Origin of the sequence: Actinoplanes sp. NPDC020271 (assembly GCF_044388125.1) — a bacterium.
Classification (GTDB): Bacteria; Actinomycetota; Actinomycetes; order Mycobacteriales; family Micromonosporaceae; genus Actinoplanes.
The window spans coordinates 405,313-421,122 of the sequence record NZ_JBIRWQ010000003.1; the positions used below are offsets into that span (position 1 = coordinate 405,313).

The 15,810-nt window shown below is 71.8% G+C and carries 15 protein-coding genes; 9 read left to right on the forward strand and 6 right to left on the reverse strand.

Annotation, left to right across the window (positions count from 1 at the left end; all coding sequences use genetic code 11):
* Nucleotides 1-8: 8 nt before the first annotated feature.
* Nucleotides 9-1,133: an AI-2E family transporter gene (locus ACH442_RS09145; RefSeq protein ID WP_396337404.1), complete on the forward strand. Its 1,125-nt coding sequence runs from the start codon at nucleotides 9-11 to the stop codon at nucleotides 1,131-1,133.
* Between the two features lie 294 nt (nucleotides 1,134-1,427).
* Here ACH442_RS09145 and ACH442_RS09150 read toward each other — a convergent pair whose 3' ends face one another.
* Nucleotides 1,428-2,228: an alpha/beta hydrolase gene (locus tag ACH442_RS09150; RefSeq protein WP_396337405.1), complete on the reverse strand. Its 801-nt coding sequence runs from the start codon at nucleotides 2,226-2,228 to the stop codon at nucleotides 1,428-1,430.
* A 53-nt stretch (nucleotides 2,229-2,281) separates the two neighbouring features.
* The gene (locus ACH442_RS09155; protein WP_396337608.1) at nucleotides 2,282-2,575 is read right to left on the reverse strand and encodes a hypothetical protein; all 294 of its coding nucleotides are present in this window, start codon (nucleotides 2,573-2,575) and stop codon (nucleotides 2,282-2,284) included.
* Between the two features lie 86 nt (nucleotides 2,576-2,661).
* On the opposite strand from ACH442_RS09155, the gene ACH442_RS09160 reads away from it, so the two are divergent.
* Genes ACH442_RS09160 through ACH442_RS09170 form a run of 3 tightly spaced genes read left to right on the forward strand, consistent with a single transcriptional unit; the run spans nucleotide 2,662 to nucleotide 6,290 of the window.
* A complete protein-coding gene (locus ACH442_RS09160; protein WP_396337406.1) occupies nucleotides 2,662-4,155 on the forward strand; it encodes an aldehyde dehydrogenase family protein in 1,494 nt (497 codons plus the stop codon).
* A 9-nt stretch (nucleotides 4,156-4,164) separates the two neighbouring features.
* On the forward strand, nucleotides 4,165-4,803 hold the full coding sequence (locus ACH442_RS09165; RefSeq protein WP_396337407.1) for an ATP-binding cassette domain-containing protein: 639 nt from the start codon (nucleotides 4,165-4,167) through the stop codon (nucleotides 4,801-4,803).
* Nucleotides 4,800-6,290, forward strand: a complete 1,491-nt coding sequence (locus ACH442_RS09170; RefSeq protein ID WP_396337408.1) for a DUF6297 family protein — start codon at nucleotides 4,800-4,802, stop codon at nucleotides 6,288-6,290. The genes ACH442_RS09165 and ACH442_RS09170 overlap by 4 nt, the downstream gene beginning before the upstream one ends.
* Here ACH442_RS09170 and ACH442_RS09175 read toward each other — a convergent pair whose 3' ends face one another.
* Complete coding sequence (locus tag ACH442_RS09175; RefSeq protein ID WP_396337409.1) at nucleotides 6,291-6,707, reverse strand: hypothetical protein; 417 nt, start codon at nucleotides 6,705-6,707, stop codon at nucleotides 6,291-6,293. It abuts the gene before it with no gap.
* A 27-nt stretch (nucleotides 6,708-6,734) separates the two neighbouring features.
* On the reverse strand, nucleotides 6,735-7,394 hold the full coding sequence (gene nucS / locus ACH442_RS09180) for an endonuclease NucS (RefSeq protein WP_396337410.1): 660 nt from the start codon (nucleotides 7,392-7,394) through the stop codon (nucleotides 6,735-6,737).
* Nucleotides 7,395-7,458: 64 nt separating this feature from the next.
* Here nucS and ACH442_RS09185 point away from each other — a divergent pair, with 64 nt between their 5' ends.
* From ACH442_RS09185 to ACH442_RS09200, 4 genes are read left to right on the forward strand one after another with little or no spacing between them, the layout of a single operon-like run.
* Nucleotides 7,459-8,079 carry a DUF4126 domain-containing protein gene (locus ACH442_RS09185; protein ID WP_396337411.1) on the forward strand — a complete coding sequence of 207 codons (621 nt, stop codon included), beginning with the start codon at nucleotides 7,459-7,461 and terminating at the stop codon, nucleotides 8,077-8,079.
* Between the two features lie 8 nt (nucleotides 8,080-8,087).
* Complete coding sequence (locus tag ACH442_RS09190) at nucleotides 8,088-9,413, forward strand: hypothetical protein (RefSeq protein WP_396337412.1); 1,326 nt, start codon at nucleotides 8,088-8,090, stop codon at nucleotides 9,411-9,413.
* A 47-nt stretch (nucleotides 9,414-9,460) separates the two neighbouring features.
* Nucleotides 9,461-12,064: an FtsK/SpoIIIE domain-containing protein gene (locus ACH442_RS09195; RefSeq protein WP_396337413.1), complete on the forward strand. Its 2,604-nt coding sequence runs from the start codon at nucleotides 9,461-9,463 to the stop codon at nucleotides 12,062-12,064.
* Entirely contained in the window at nucleotides 12,051-12,806 is a 756-nt protein-coding gene (locus ACH442_RS09200; protein ID WP_396337414.1) for a hypothetical protein, read from the forward strand. Before ACH442_RS09195 ends, ACH442_RS09200 begins: the two co-directional genes overlap by 14 nt.
* Before the next feature lie 262 nt (nucleotides 12,807-13,068).
* On the opposite strand, the gene ACH442_RS09205 is transcribed toward ACH442_RS09200, so the two are convergent.
* On the reverse strand, nucleotides 13,069-13,917 hold the full coding sequence (locus tag ACH442_RS09205; RefSeq protein WP_396337415.1) for a 3-hydroxyacyl-CoA dehydrogenase family protein: 849 nt from the start codon (nucleotides 13,915-13,917) through the stop codon (nucleotides 13,069-13,071).
* Between the two features lie 120 nt (nucleotides 13,918-14,037).
* Here ACH442_RS09205 and ACH442_RS09210 point away from each other — a divergent pair, with 120 nt between their 5' ends.
* Nucleotides 14,038-14,373 carry a hypothetical protein gene (locus ACH442_RS09210; RefSeq protein ID WP_396337416.1) on the forward strand — a complete coding sequence of 112 codons (336 nt, stop codon included), beginning with the start codon at nucleotides 14,038-14,040 and terminating at the stop codon, nucleotides 14,371-14,373.
* Between the two features lie 107 nt (nucleotides 14,374-14,480).
* On the opposite strand, the gene murA is transcribed toward ACH442_RS09210, so the two are convergent.
* Nucleotides 14,481-15,800, reverse strand: a complete 1,320-nt coding sequence (murA, locus tag ACH442_RS09215) for a UDP-N-acetylglucosamine 1-carboxyvinyltransferase (RefSeq protein ID WP_396337417.1) — start codon at nucleotides 15,798-15,800, stop codon at nucleotides 14,481-14,483.
* Nucleotides 15,801-15,810: the final 10 nt, after the last annotated feature.

Here is a 15,810-nt window from a genome sequence, read left to right on the forward strand (position 1 = left end):
GGTCCCGTATGTCATCCGAGCCCGTGGAGGCAGCGGCCACCCCGGAAGAGCCGGTCGCCGAGCCGGAGCCGGAGGTCGGCAAGGGCCGGTTCGGCGCGCCCGGCCAGCCGTTGAACCGGCGCAGCCCGTTCCTGTTCGGCTTCCTGTTCGGGCTGGGCGTCATCGTGGCGTACGCACTGTTCCTGGGCGTCCGCAACGCCGCCTCGATCCTCGTCCTGATCTTCATCGCGCTGTTCCTGGCGATCGGCTTGAACCCGGCCGTGGTCCGGCTGCACCGCTGGGGGGTGCCCCGCGGCCTGGCCGTGGCCATCGTGTCGCTGCTGGTGGTGGCGTTGCTGGCGGGCGGCATCATCGCGCTGATCCCGCCGCTGGTGACCCAGACCACCGAGCTGATCAACAATGCCCCGCAGACCATCGACGACCTGCGCCGCAGTGAGACCGTCAACGAGCTGGTCCAGCGCTACGACATCGTCAACAAGGTGCAGAGCGCGGTGAACGCCGGCACGATCGGCAACGCGCTCGGCGGCGTCGTCGGTGGCGCCAAGCTGATCTTCGGGACGATCTTCAACGTCCTGACCGTGCTGGTGCTGACGATCTACTTCATGGCCTCGTTCGAGCGGATCAAGGAGGCCGGTTACTCGCTGGTCCCGTCGACCCGGCGCGACCGGGTGCGGCTGCTCACCGACGAGATCCTGACCAAGGTCGGGGCGTACATGGTCGGCGCCATCTCGATCGCGGTGCTGGCCGGGCTGAGCACGTTCGTGGCGGCGATGCTGCTCGGTCTGCCGTACCCGTTCGCCCTGGCCGTGGTCGTCGCCGTCTGCGACCTGATCCCGCAGATCGGCGCCACGATCGGCGCGGTGATCGTCAGCCTGGTCGGCCTGGCCTCGTCGGTCACCGACGGCGTGATCTGCATCGTGTTCTTCATCGTCTACCAGCAGGTCGAGAACTATCTGATCTACCCCGGCGTGATGCGGCGCTCGGTCAAGGTCAGCGACGTGGCCGCGGTCGTGGCGGCGTTGCTCGGCGTGGCCCTCTTCGGCGTGGTCGGCGCCCTGGTCGCGATCCCGATGGTCGCCGCCATCCAGCTGATCATGCGCGAGGTCCTGGTCCCCAGCATGGACCAAAGATAGATCAGAACCAATTTCCCGTACGCCCGTGAGCCGCCCGCCCGTCCACAGGCAAGGGTCCGGCCCGGTGCCGGGCACCACGCCCGGCCGGTCCGCGAGCGATCTCCGCCGTGGTCGAGCAGGCAGCGCGCCCCGCTCTCCCGGCCGGAACTCGAGTGGGCCGGGACTCGATCGGGCCGGGACTCGATCGGGCCGGGACTCGATCGGGCCGGGACTCGATCGGGCCGGGACTCGATCGGGCCGGGACTCGAGTGGGCCGGGACTCGAGTGGGCCGGGGCTCGCGGGCGTACGGGAAATCAGTCTTCGAGGGGTTGGGGAACCTCGACGTCGGCGAAGGCGGCAACCGTGCGATCGGCGTAGGCGTTCATGTCGCCCGTCTCCATCGGGCCGTCCCAGGTGCGCGGGAGCGGAGTCGGCACGGACGGCGCGACGCGCGTGACGATCTCGTCGAGGACCTTCTCGGCGTCGCCGACCCACAGGTGCTTGGCGCCGGGCATCGGGACGACCTCGGCCTGCGGGATCGCCGCGAACCGGGTGGCCGCTTCCGCCGGGCGCAGGTAGTCGTCGAACTCGGGGATCAGCGCGGTCAGCGGTTTCCCGTCGGCGGCCCACGCGTCCAGGTGCGCCGGCTGGGAGAAGCGCAACGGTGGGGAGAGCAGGACCGCGCCGGTGACCCCGGGCTCCAGGCCGTACATCAGGGTGAGGTCGGTGCCGAACGACCAGCCGACGAGCCAGATGTCGGGCAGGTCGGCGAACTCCGCGTACTCGATCGCGGCGGCGACGTCGAAGCGCTCGTCGGCCGCGCCGGAGAACGTGCCGCCGCTGGTGCCGCGGACGCTGCTGGTGCCGCGAGTGTTGAAGCGCAGCACCGCGAGCCCGGCCAGCGCCGGGAGCCGCCAGGCGGCCTTGCGGAAGACGTGACTGTCCATCATCCCGCCGTGGGTCGGCAGCGGGTGCAGGCAGACGATGGTGGCCACCGGCTCGCGGTCCAGCGGCACGGCCAGCTCACCGACGAGGGTGACGCCGTCCGCGGTGTGCAGCTCGATGTCCTCGCGTTTCGCGGGGAGGATCGAGTTGGCACGGATGTGGTTGCTCATGTCAGGAGGCCTTTGTTCCGTTTCGGGGGCAGGGGTCGGGGCGGTCGGACGGGTTACCCGTACCTCGGGGCGTTGCGCGAGCGCTCCACCCCTGGGCCGCGCCGGTCGCGGGCCCGCCAGCAGCCGGTGTGCCAGTGCCGCCGGTCCGCGCCGTCGGCGAGGTCGTCGACCGGCCAGGCGACGACGTGCGCGACACCGGGCCGGATGTCCTGCATGCACCCCGGGCACAGGTACGTCTTCACGGCCGCGGCCCCGAAGATGTTGCGCACCATCCAGTCGCCGTCCCGCCACTGCTGGACGCGCTGCTCGGTGATCCCGGGGCGGTCCGGGTTCGATTCCTGCCCCACGGGGCGGCGGGGGCGGTTACGACGGGGGCTCACAAGGTTAAGAGTACGTAGTGACTCATCGGTAACATTCGGCCTAGACTCCGGACATGACGGCGACTCACGTTCCCGGCCTGCCCGTGATCGAGGACGGCCAGCTGATCTCCACGAACCCGGCCACCGGTGAAGAGGCCGGTCGCGTGCCGGCCGCCGACGAGAAAGCGGTGATCGCCGCCGTCGAGCGCGCCCGCGAGGCCGCCGTCTGGTGGCAGAGCCTCGGCTGGGAGGGGCGCAAGACCCGGCTGTTGCGCTGGCGCACCCTGCTGGTCGAGCGGATCGACGAGTTGGCCGAGCTCACGAAACGGGAGAGCGGCAAGCCGATCAACGACGGGCTCATCGAGATCACCGCCGCCGTCGAGCACCTGGACTGGGCCGCCCGGCACGCCAAACGGGTCCTCGGCCCGCGCCGGATGCGCACCCGCCTGCTGCTCGCCGAGCACGTGGGTCACCTGGAGTACCAGCCGTTCGGCGTGGTCGGCGTGATCGGCCCGTGGAACTATCCGATCGTCACCCCGATCGGCCCGATCTCGGGCGCGCTGGCGGCCGGCAACGCGGTGGTCTTCAAGCCCAGTGAGTACACGCCGATCGTCGGCCAGTGGCTGGCCGACTCGTTCGCCCAGGTCGTCCCGGAGCACCCGGTGCTGCAGGCGGTGCACGGGCTCGGCGACGTCGGCGGCGCGCTGTGCCGCTCCGGCGTCGGCAAGGTCAGCTTCACCGGCTCCACCGCCACCGGCAAGAAGGTGATGGCCGCCTGCGCGGAGAACCTGGTGCCGGTGGTGATCGAGGCCGGCGGCAAGGACGCGCTGATCGTGGACGCCGACGCGGACGTCCAGGCCGCCGCCGAGGCCGCGGTCTGGGGCGCGATGACCAATGCCGGTCAGACCTGCATCGGGATCGAGCGGGTCTACGCGGTCGATCCGGTCTACGACCGCTTCGTCGAAGCCGTGGTGGAGAAGGCCGGCAAGCTGCGCACCGGCGAGGAGATCGGCCCGATCACCATGCCCGGACAGCTGGACATCATCCGCGACCACATCGAGGACGCGCTGGCCAAGGGCGGTCGTGCGGTGCTGGGCGGGGCCGAGGCGGTGCAGGCGCCCTACGTCTCGCCGACGGTGCTGGTCGACGTCCCGGAGGACTCGTCGGAGATGCGCGAGGAGACGTTCGGTCCGACGCTGACGATCACCAAGGTTCGCGACGCCGACGAGGCGGTTCAGAAAGCCAACGATTCCCCGTACGGTCTGGGCGGCTCGGTCTTCGGCAAGAAGAACGCGATCCGCATCGCCCGGCGGCTGCGCTCCGGCATGGTCGCCGTCAACGGAACCCTGACGTTCGTCGGGATGGGCAACCTGCCGTTCGGCGGCGTGGGCCAGTCCGGGTTCGGGCGCATCCACGGTGAGGACGGGCTGCGCGAGTTCGCCCGGCCCAAGGCGATCACCGTACGCCGGGCGAAGTCCCTGCTCCCGGCGATGACGTTCGAGCGCACGCCGGCCCAGGTGCGCCAGATCGTAAAGGCCCTGCGTCTGCTGTACGGCCGCAAGCCCTAGGCTGTCGGGGTGTCTGACCACCCCGCGGTTGAGGTAAGCGATCTGTCGGTGAGCTACGGCTCGACCCCGGTCCTGACCGGCGTGGCGCTGACCGTCCCGGCCGGCACGGGCGTCTGTGTGACCGGGGAGAACGGCATCGGCAAGTCCACCCTGCTGCGCTGTGTCAGCGGCCTGCAGCGCCCGGACGACGGCCGGATCCGGGTGTTCGGCGCGAACCCCGGCTCCAGCCCCGAGTTCTGGGCCGCGGTGGTCACCACGGTCGAGCCGCCGACCTGGTACCCGGGGCTGACCACCCGCGAGCACGCCGAGCTGATCTGCCGCGCGCACGGGCAGGACCCGGACGAGGCCGGCGTCGACGAGGCCCTGGAGCGGTTCGGGCTGACCGGGCACGCCGACGCGATCCCGCCGTCGCTCTCGTCGGGCCAGAAACAGCGGCTCACGCTGGCGCTGGCCCTGATCCGGCCCAGTTCGCTGCTGATCCTGGACGAGCCGGAGCAGCGCCTCGACCCGGAGGGCCGGGCCTCGGTCGCCGCGATGCTCGTGGACTACCTGGCCGGTGGCGGTTCGCTGCTGATGGCCAGCCACGACGACAAGTTCTCGGTGGCCTCGGGGGCGGAACTCACCACGATGGAGTCCCTGCACCCATGACCGTCATCGTGCCGCTGCGGCCGGTCCGCCGCTGGATCCACCAGCGCCAGGTGTCCCACCGGGAACGCGGCGCCACGCTGGGCAACCTCTACTTCGCAGCTCTGCTGATCGCGGTCGTCGGCGCGATGACCCACCGGCAACTCGCCAAGATCTTCTGGCCGCCCGCGCCCGACCTGGGCGTGCTGCCGGCCCTCGCGCTGGGCCTGCTCGGCGCCGGTTTCCTGCTGAAGACGATGCGGGCGGTCGGGCCGGTCACGCTCGGGCGGCCCGCGGCGTACTTCTTGCTCACCGCCCCGGTCAGCCGCCGTCGCCTGCTGCTGCCGTCGTTGCGGCTGGCCGCGCTGGCCGCCGCGTTCGTCGCCGCGCTGATCACCACCGCGATCGCCGGCCACGCCGCACCGCACTCACTCGCCGGGCCGCTGATCGGCGGCGGTGCGCTGATCGGAATCGGACTGCTGCTGATCGCCGTGGTCGCCCAGCGGGTCCGGCTCGGCGCCACCGTCACCGACGGGGCCGCGACCCTCGCCGCGGCCGCCGGCCTGATCCTGCTGATCGTCGACAACCTCGCGATCGGCGACCCGCCCGCGACCGGCGGCCGACCCTCCGGCTCCGCTCTGCTCACGCTGGTCCTGGCCCTCGCGGTCGCCGTCGGTCTGGCAACCGCTGTCGTCGTACGGGATCTGGCCCGCACCCCGGACGACCGCATCCTGGAAGCGGCGAAGACCACCGGCACCATCTTCGACACCGCGTTCGGGATGGAGCCGTCGTTCATCACCGACATGGTGGCCCGGCGCTACTGGACCCGGCGTCGGCTGACCAGCACCCGTCCGCCGTCCCGGCTCCCGGTCCTCACCGGGCAGGACTACCTGATGCTGCGCCGCCGGCTCCCCCGGCTCGTGTGGCTGCTGGCCGCCACCCCGATCCCGCTGCTGCTCACCGCCGCGCCGCGCTGGGTCGCCGCGATCGCCGTCCTGCTCGGCGCGATGATCGCCGGCGGCACCACCACCAAGACCGTCAACACCGACGCCGGGAACCCGGTCCTGCTGCGCCTGCTCGGCCTCAGCTCCCGGCAGGCACTGACGCAGCGGCTGTGGATCCCCGGCGTGCTGGCCTTCGCCTGGTCGCTGATCGCGCTGGTCCTGATGCAGCTCGCCGGTGACCTGCCGGCCGGCCCGTGGCCGCTGCTCAGCATCCCGGCCGGCGTGGTCGGCGGGCTGGCCGCGGTCCGCCGGGCCCGGGCCGGTTTCGTCCGCAACGACCTGCTGCCGCTGGACACTCCGATGGGCACGGTCTCGACCGGTCCCCTGGTCTACGCGTTCGCCGGGCCGGACGCCCTGATCCTGGGCATCCCCACGGTGATCGCAATCGGTCAGGGGACGCCGCTGACGCTGACCCTGCTGCTGTTCCAGACAGCGCTGGCCCTGGTCGGCGCCCGCGCCTACCTGGCCGGCACCACCGACCCGGAGCGGGTCGAACTCCAGGCCTGATCAGGAGCAGTCGATCCGGTGATAGGTGGTCGACTGCCCGTCGTCGGCCCAGCGCAGCTCGAACCGGACGCACACGGTCTCGTCCTGCTGACCGTCGGCCCCACCGCGGAGTTCGACGTCGGCCGACGCGTGCAGATTCCTCAGATCCGCGCTGTCGTCGGTCCCTGCGTGGCGGACCGACCCGCCGCGGGCCTCGATCGCCGTGGCCAGCGCCCGGATGCCGGCCCTCGAATACTCTCCCGGGCTGACGTCCGCCACCGCCAGGTCGACCTGACGGGCGACGGTCGCGGCGGTCGTGTCGACGGCGTTCCAGGCCGGATCGTCGGTGCCGAGCCGGTACAGCAACCAGGCCACGCCACCGGCCAGGATCACCAGCGCCACCGCGACGAGCCCGCCGAGGACCTTGAGCACCTTCACGGCCGCAGTGTGTCCGCAGCCCGCAAGTCAGAAGAGCGTGAGCTCGTTGCGTTCCATCCCGCGGAGCTTGTCGTAGTCGACGACGACGCAGCGGATGCCGCGGTCGGTGGCCAGGACGCGGGCCTGCGGCTTGATCTCCTGCGCGGCGAAGACGCCGTGGACCGGGGCGAGCAGCGGGTCCCGGTTCATCAGTTCGAGGTAGCGGGTGAGCTGCTCGACGCCGTCGATCTCGCCGCGGCGCTTGACCTCGACGGCGACCGACGCGCCGGTCGAGTCCTTGAGGAGCAGGTCGACCGGGCCGATCGCGGTCATGAACTCACGGCGGACCAGCGTGAATCCCTCGCCGAAGGTCTCCGGGTGCTCGGCCAGCAGCTCCTGCAGATGGGCCTCGACACCGTCCTTGACCAGGCCGGGGTCGACCCCCAACTCGTACGAGTAATCCTGGAAGATCTCCTCGAGGGTGATCCGGAGTTCCTCGCCGGCCTTGTTCACCACCTTCCACACGCCGGGCGCCTCCTGCAGCTTGCAGGGCGGGCTCATCCAGTTCAGCGGCTTGTAGGCACGGTCGTCGGCGTGGATCGACACGGATCCGTCGGCCTTGACCATGAGCAGCCGGGTGGCGAGCGGGAGATGGGCGGAGAGCCGGCCGACGTAGTCGACGGAGCATTTCGCGATGACCAGACGCACCGGACGACACTATCGTCAGGCGCCCCGAGGGGAAAATGTCGCACGCCGGTGCCATGCTGACGTCGTGTTAGAAGCATTGACCGGCACCGGTCTCGCGGCATCCGCCGGACTGAATGCCTACATCCCCCTGCTGACGATGGCCCTGCTGGCCCGTTACACCGATGCCATCGACCTGCCGCAGAGCTGGTCGTGGGTCACCAACGGCTGGACGATCCTGATCCTGGCCGTCCTGCTGGCGATCGAGGTCGTGGCCGACAAGGTGCCGGTGGTCGACCACGTCAACGACGTGGTCCAGACGTTCGTCCGGCCCACCGCCGGTGGCCTGGTCTTCGGCGCCGGCTCGGCGTCGCAGACGGTAACCGTCTCCGACCCGGGCACGTTCTTCAGCTCGCACCAGTGGGTGCCGGTCGTGACCGGCACGCTGATCGCGCTCACCGTCCACGGGGTGAAAGCCGCGTCCCGCCCGGTGGTCAATGTCACCACGGCCGGTTTCGGCGCCCCGGTGGCCAGCACGGTGGAGGACATCGGCAGTGTGCTCCTCTCGGTGCTGGCGATTCTCCTGCCCGTGCTGGTTCTCGTCGGGCTCGTTCTGCTGGTCTGGGCCGCGGTCTGGGTCTTCCAGCGCCGCAAGCGCCGGAAGGAAGCGAAACTGGCGGGTGTCGAAACGCGCCGACTGTTTGGTTGACTCTCCGGGTGCTCGCGATCGCCGTCCCCGCCTTCGCCCTCACCTGGTGGCTCGCCGGGTATCTGATCGGCCGTGATCCCGGGCGTCCGGCGCTGCGCTGGGCGGGTGCGGCCCTCGTGGCGTACGCGATCGCGGTGGCGGCCTGGACCATCGCGCCGGGCTCCCGGACAGCGGAGATCCTCATCTGCCTCCCGGCCCTGGCCTGGGCCGGGAGCGTGGTGTCGCTGCTGCCGCTGGCGCCCGCGGAGCGCCGCCCGATCGACATCGGCGCGCTGGTGCTCGGCGTCAGCTTCCAGCTGATGGTGGTGGCGCTGCCCGGCGCGGGGAAACTGGTGGCGCTCACCCCGCTCGCCGGTGCGCTGATCCTGCTCTGGCGCAGCCATGATCAGGTGGTCCCGCGCAGTCTGCCGTTCGCCCTGAGCGCCATCGCCGGGCTGTACGCGGCGAGCCTCGCCCTGGTCCTGATCCCGCTCGACGCCGGCGGCCCGGCCCCGGCGCTCGCCGCGAACGGGCTGGACCTGCTGGTGTTCGGCTATCTGATCGCGGTCGCGCACGCGATGGCCGGCGGCGAGCGGCTCCGGCCGGACCTGCGGCGTTCACTGGTCGCCGGCCTCGGCGTGCTGGTGCTGGTCGGCACCCCGGTGTTGCTGACCATGTCCGAGGTGCGCGGCAACCACCTGGTCATCGTCCTGCAGTTCGTCCCGCTGGCGGTGGCGGCGACCGCGGCCGGCCTGACCGGGCGGCTCAGCCGGCTGATCGACCGGGTCGCGCTGCCGGGCGAGACCCGGCTGCGTCACGAGCGGGCCACGCTGTTCCTGAACGCGGATGCGCTGCTGCGTCTGCGGGAGCGGCGGCGGCTGGCCGAGGTCGGTGAGCCGGAGTTCCTGCGGCTGACCCGGCGGGCGCTGGACGACTTCAACGATCTGAACCGGTTGTCGCGCAGTCCGCTGACCGATCTGCCGGTGGTGGCGCGCCGGGTCGCGGGTCGCGGTGACGACCAGCCGCGGGCCCGGGCGCGGGAGTTGCGGGCGGTGCTGCGCGAGGCGGTGTCGGCGCTGCGCCCGGCCGGGCCGTTCGGCACCACCGAGGACTGGCGGTACTACAGCACGCTGCAGTTCTGCGGGGTGCTGGGGCTGAATCCGTACTCCCGGCGGCAGCGGCTGGACGGGTTGAGCCGCGAGGCGCGGATGGCCGTCGACTGGTTCCGGCGCAACGTTCCGCGCGACACCATGCGGCAGTGGCAGCGGGAGGCGGCGATGGTCGTGGCGGGCCGCCTGTGGACGGAGGCCTTTTCGAGCGACAGATCACGACACGCAACGCCTAATCCGTCATAATGGTGGAAAATCGCTAAAATCCCCCCACATGGATTCCGGGGGGTCGCGTGGTCAGTAACCGCAACGCGCTGGTCGCCGTGGTCCGGCAGGAACTTGCCGAGGCCCGCGGTTCCGCGCGGGCGTTGCTGGCCGCCGCCGAGTCGGCCCGGGGCGAGGCCCAGAACCGCCGCCGCCTGGTCCGGGAGGCCTACGCCACCTGCCTGAGCCAGCTCACCGCCGCACGCGAGGCCGCCCGCAACGACGTGCAGCGCCGCTTCCAGAGCGAGGCCACCCGGCTCGCCGGGCACCTGCGCGGCCTGGCCACCTCCAGCGCCGGCGGCGCGGCCGGCGCACCCTGGCGGCTGTGGTCGCCGAGCGAGCCGGACCCGGGCAGCCGTCCCGGCCTGCTGCGGATCGGCGCGATCACGTTCGAGGAAACCGCCGCGCTGCCCGGTCTGATCCCGCTGCTGGACGCCGTGCACCTGCACGTCTCCGGGCCGTCCCCGCAGGTCGACGACCTGATCACCGGGGTGCTGCTGCGGGCCCTGGGCAGCACCCGGGCCGGGGACGTGCACCTGACCGTCTACGACCCGGAGAACCTGGGCGGCACGCTCGCACCGTTCGCGCCGCTGAACCCGACCTTCGTCGGCCCGGGCGGCCTCGGCTCGCTCCTCGACGACCTGGCCGACCACATCTGCCGGGTCAACGAGTCGCTGGGCGGGCAGTACCCGACGATCGCCGAGCTGGCCGCCGCCCGGCCCGGGCCTCGCCCGGAGCCGTGGAAACTGGTCGTGCTGCTCGCCGACCGCGCCACCTCGGTCGAGATGACGACGGCGCAGCGGGCGCAACTGGACCGGATCGTGCGTACCGGGGTGGCCTGCGGGGTGCACCTGGTCGTCCGCGGGCTGGCGCTGGAGGACGACCCGACCGTCGAGCGGATCGTGGTCCGGGACCGGACCGCCACCTGCGACTCGCTGGGCAGCCTGGAGATCAAGCTGGACCCGCCGCCCCCGCCGGAGCGGATCGCCGCGTTCTGCCGGACCACTGCCGAGCGGCTGCGGGCCGGACCGGACCCGGCCCGGCTGGCCGACCTGGAGCCGGCCGAGTTCTGGTCCGAGTCCTCGATCCACGGCCTGGTCGCGCCGATCGGGGACAGCACCGACGGCACGCTGGTCGAGGTGCCGCTCGGCGACGACCCGCCGCACGCGCTGATCGGCGGGCCGTCCGGCTCGGGCAAGACCAACCTGATCTACACCTGGCTCGGCTCGCTGGCCACCCGGTACGGCCCCGAGGAGTTGGCGCTCTACCTGCTCGACTTCAAGGAGGGCGTCTCCTTCGCGCGCTACGTCCCCGGCCCGCGCGACGCGAGCTGGCTGCCGCAGGTGCGCCTGGCCGGCATCAACGTCAACGGCGACCGCGAGTTCGGCCTGGCCATGCTCCGGCACCTGAGCGAGGAGCTGCGGCTGCGGGCGCAGGCGGCGAAACGGTACGACGCCGGCAAGCTCGCCGAGCTGCGCGCCGAGGACCCGGGTGGGCACTGGCCGCGGATCGTCGCGGTGATCGACGAGTTCCAGGTGCTGCTGGACGGTCGCGACGCGGTCGCCGACGAGGCCGTCACGCTGCTCGAGGACCTCGCCCGGCGGGGCCGCTCGCAGGGCATCCACCTGATCCTCGCCTCCCAGGACGTGGCCGGCATCCAGGCGCTGTGGGGCCGGGCCGGGCTGATCGCCCAGTTCACGCTCCGGATCGCCCTGCCCAAGGCGCGCCGGATCCTGGCCGACGACAACCTGGCCGCCGCGGTCATCCCGCGCTTCCACGCGGTGGTCAACACCGAGTCCGGGATGTCCGGGGCGAACCGGATCGTGCGCTTGCCCGACGCCGGCGACCGCAACGTCTGGCGGGGCCTGCAACGGCGGCTGTGGCGGGACCGGCCGGCCGGCTGCGAGCCGCCCCGGCTCTTCGACGGCGACGCGGTGCCCCGGCTGCCGGAGACGCTGCGGCCGTCCGGCCGGGTGCCGTCCGGCACGGAACCGGTCGGATCGTCACCCGGCGCGGTCCTCGGCGAGCGCATCGACGTGGCCGCCCAGCCCGCGCGGCTGCGGCTCGGACGGATGCCGGGGCGCAATCTCGCGGTGCTCGGAACCCGTACCGGGGAAGCCTGTGATGTTCTCGCGGCCGCCGCGCTGAGCCTGGCCGCGCAGGGACCAGCTCATTTCAGCGTGATGTGCCTGGACGTCGCGGCCGGTCCGGCCGCCGCCCGCCTGGTCGCCGAGCTGCCCTCGGCCGACTGGTACGACGCCGGGGACGTCCACTTCGATCTTGGTCCTCACGACGTCCCGCACTACGTGATCGGCTACGCACTGGACGCCGCGCGGGACGCCGGGCTGCGCAAACTGCTGACCGACGGGCCGGAGCAGCGGACCCACGTGCTCGGCTGGTGGCGGTCCGTGCCACGGCTGCGCGACGACCTGGGCGGCATCGGCGCGCGGTTCGACGCCATCGGCGCCTGGGTCGCCCTCGACGTGCAGGGCGCCGACCTGGCCCCGCTGCACCCCCAGCCGGGCGGGCCGGTCTGGTACCCGCGGCCGCGGCGAGCCCTGTTCTTCGACCGTTCCGTGCACCGCACACCCGAGATCATCATCCCGTACGAGGTGAACAGTGACCACACGTGACCGGCAGCCGCCCTCCCGCGACTACCAGTTGATGGTGAGCGCCCTGGCCGAGGTGACCCGGCGGCGCGACGCCGAACTCGACGACGCGGAACAGGCCTACCAGGACAACGCCGCCCGGGCCGCCGGGGAGCTGGCCCGCGCCGAGAACGACGCGCTCGCCGCCGACCGCTGGGCCGGCGCCGCCGCCGCGCAGGTTCTCGACGTGGACCGGGAGGCGGCCCGGCTCTGGAACCAGCTGCGGCGTGCCCGTGGTCTGCGGGTCCGGGCGCTCGGCGAGATGCCCGACCCCGCGCCGGTCGAGGCGTTGCCGCGGGTCGCCCTGCAGCGCCGGCCCACCTCCGACGACCTGGTCGTCACCGGGCACGGCCGTCAGTCGCCGCGCGCGCTGCTGGCCCGGGCCGCCGACCGCATCGACGACCGGGTCCGCCCCGGCGGCCGTCGTCTGCTGCCGCGCTGGGCGCTCGCGCTGCTCCCGGTGATCGGCGCGATCGCGGCGGCGATGGCCGGGCTGGTCGCCGCCGGGCTGGTCACTTTCGGTCACACGGTGGCCTTCGGAGGGCTGCTGATCCGTGCGATCGGGTGGCTGACGTTCATCGTCGCGCCGTCCGCCGGGATTCCGGCCGCGGCGTTCCTGGCACATCGCCGGCTGCACGCGCGGCTCGACGTCGGCGGGATCGGCCTGACCCTGCTCGGCGGGATGGTCGCGGCCACCCTTCTGTCGCTCTCCTTCGCGGCCCATTGACCCGTTCACGGGTACGCCGCGAGCTCCGCGGCACTGCGGCGAAGCGGCGCGCGTCCCGGTTCCGGCTGGTTCTCACCGTGGTCATCCGCGCCTCATGACCACGGTGAGAACCAGCCGGGAGAGCAGGTCGCGCCTCGGGTCCGGGTGGTGGCGGGCCTCGCGTGCGAGTGCCACGGGACCGGGCTCACGACGTACCGGATCGGGGTCGGGAAAAGCGAGAGCCCCGGCCGGGGGCCGGGGCACTCAAAGCGATCGGGATCGGTCAGTAGCTGTAGAAGCCCTTGCCGGTCTTGCGGCCCAGGTCGCCGGCCGTGACCATGCGCTGCAGCAGCTCCGGCGGGAAGAACTTCTCGTCCTGGGTGTCGCGGTAGATGTTCCCGGCGGCGTTGAGCATGACGTCGAGACCGGTCAGGTCGACCGTGGCGAGCGGGCCCATGGCGTGGCCGAACCCGAGCTTCATCACCGTGTCCAGATCGGCGGCGGAGACGACGCCGGACTCGACCAGCTTGATCGCCTCGACGAGCAGCGCCGAGAAGAGCCGGTTGGAGACGAAGCCGGCGACGTCGCGCTTCACCTCGACGCAGGTCTTGCCGACCTCCTCGGCGAAGTTGCGCGCGGCCGCCATGGTCTCGTCGGACGTCTGATAGCCGCGGACGAGCTCGACCAGCTTCATCATCGGGACCGGTGAGAAGAAGTGGATGCCGACCACCGACTCCGGCCGCGCGGTGATCGCGGCGATCTGGGTGATCGGGATGGCCGAGGTGTTGGTCCCGAGGATCGCGCCGGCCTTGCAGATCTTGTCGAGCTGCTTGAAGACGTCGTGCTTGGCCTCGACCTTCTCGAAGATCGCCTCGACGACGACATCGGCCTCGGCGACCGCGTCCAGGTCGGTGGTCGGGGTGATGCGCTGCAGGGTGGCCTCGACGTCCGCCTCGGCGATCTTGCCCTTGGCGGCGAAACGGGTCAGCGAGTCACGGATCGCGCCGAGACCCCGCTTGAGCGAGGCGTCGTCGACATCCCGCATCGTGACCTGCCAGCCGGCCTGCGCCGAGACCTGAGCGATGCCGGAACCCATCAGTCCGGACCCGATGACCGCGAGACGACCCGCCATGCTGCACTCCTTTGTCAGATGGGGCCACAGTGTAGCGGGGTTACTTAACGGAAACTTAGGCCCATTCTCGTTCGGGGCAAAGCGCCAGAAAAAGGTGCGTCACGGTGCCAGACTGTGCGCATGGCCACGAGCGACGGCTGGTACCTCATCGGACCGTTGATCGCCGTCGGTCTGGTCGGCTTTCTCGGCGCGGTCTTCTGGCGGATGGGCCTGCAACCCACCGGCGCCGTCGACGGATGCACGGACGGCCTCGCCATCTTCGGCGAACAGGAGGACTACGGGCTCCTGTCGCCGGCCGCGGTCACCGACGAGCCCAAGACAGCCGACGAGATCAGGCGGTTGCTCTCGGACGCCGGGATCCGCGCCACGAGCGCGACCCGGCGCGACGGCCGGGTCTGCGTGCTCGTCTTCGCCGAAGAGGTCGAGGAAGCCCGGCGTCTGGTCGGCTCCGCTTAGGTTCTGTCCGCGGATCACGGGGGGAGCGAGACGAGGTCCAGGTGGTGGCCTGCGTCGGCTGGGCCACGTCGCAGCCCCGCGTGCTCCGCGGGGCGGAGCCTGACCCGTCAGAAGTCGAAGGTCGGCTCCGGCACGTCGGTCCGCTCCACCTCGACGCCCAGACGGGCCAGGTCGGCCACGAAGTCCGGGTAGCCGCGGTCGATGTGGTGCACCTCACCGACCTCGGTCACCCCGTCCGCGCACAGACCGGCGATGACCAGCCCGGCCCCGGCCCGGATGTCGGTGGCCCGCACCGGGGCACCCGACAGCCGCGCGCGCCCGTTGACCACCGCGTGGTGCCCGTCGGTGCGGATGTCGGCGCCCAGCCGGACCATCTCGTTCACGAACATGAACCGGCCGTCGAAGATGTTCTCGGTGATCAGTGACGCGCCCTCGGCCACCGCCGCGAGACCGATCGCCATCGGCAGCAGGTCGGTGGCGAACCCCGGGTAGGGCAGCGTGACGATGTCGACGTGCTTCGGGCGCTCCGCCATCCGTACGCGGAACCGGTTGTCACCCGGATCGACGGTCGCGCCGGCCGACACCAGTTTGTCCAGCGCGATGTCGAGGAACTCGGGACGCACGCCGTGGATCGTGACGTCGCCACGGGTCATCGCCGCACCGTAGGCCCAGGTGCCGCCGACGATCCGGTCACCGATCGTGGTGTGCCGCACCGGCTTGAGCGGCCCGTCCACCCCCTCGATGATCAGCGTCGACGTGCCGGCGCCCTCGATCCGCGCGCCCATCGCGGTGAGCATGTCGCAGATGTCGACGATCTCCGGCTCGCGGGCCGCATTGTCGATCTCCGTGACGCCCTTGGCCAGGACCGCCGCCATCAGCAGGTTCTCGGTGGCACCGACGCTCGGGAAGTCCAGCCAGATCTTCGAACCGCGTAGGCCGGCCGGAGCCGAGGCGATCACGAAACCGTGCTCGTTGGAGATCTCCGCGCCCATCCGGGCCAGGCCGGAGATGTGCATGTCCAGACCCCGGGAGCCGATCATGTCGCCGCCCGGGAGCGCCACCCGCACGTAACCGCGGCGGGCCAGCAGCGGGCCGAGCACACAGATCGACGCGCGCAGCCGCCGGACCAGGTCGTAATCCGCCTCGGCGCCCGGCTCCAGCGGCACGTCGATGATCGCCTCGGTGCCGTCCAGCACGACGTCACAACCGAGCCGGCGCAGCACCTCGGCCATGATCGCGATATCGGTGATCCGCGGGACGTTGGAGACCACGCTGCGGCCCTCGCCGAGCAGGGCGACCGCCATCAGCTTGAGCGCTGAGTTCTTCGCGCCACCGACCGTGACATCACCGGTGAGCGGGGCACCGCCCTTGACCCTGATCACATCCACGCGGGCCATCGTATGGGCCGCATCCCCGCCTGCACGCATAGGGTGTTGG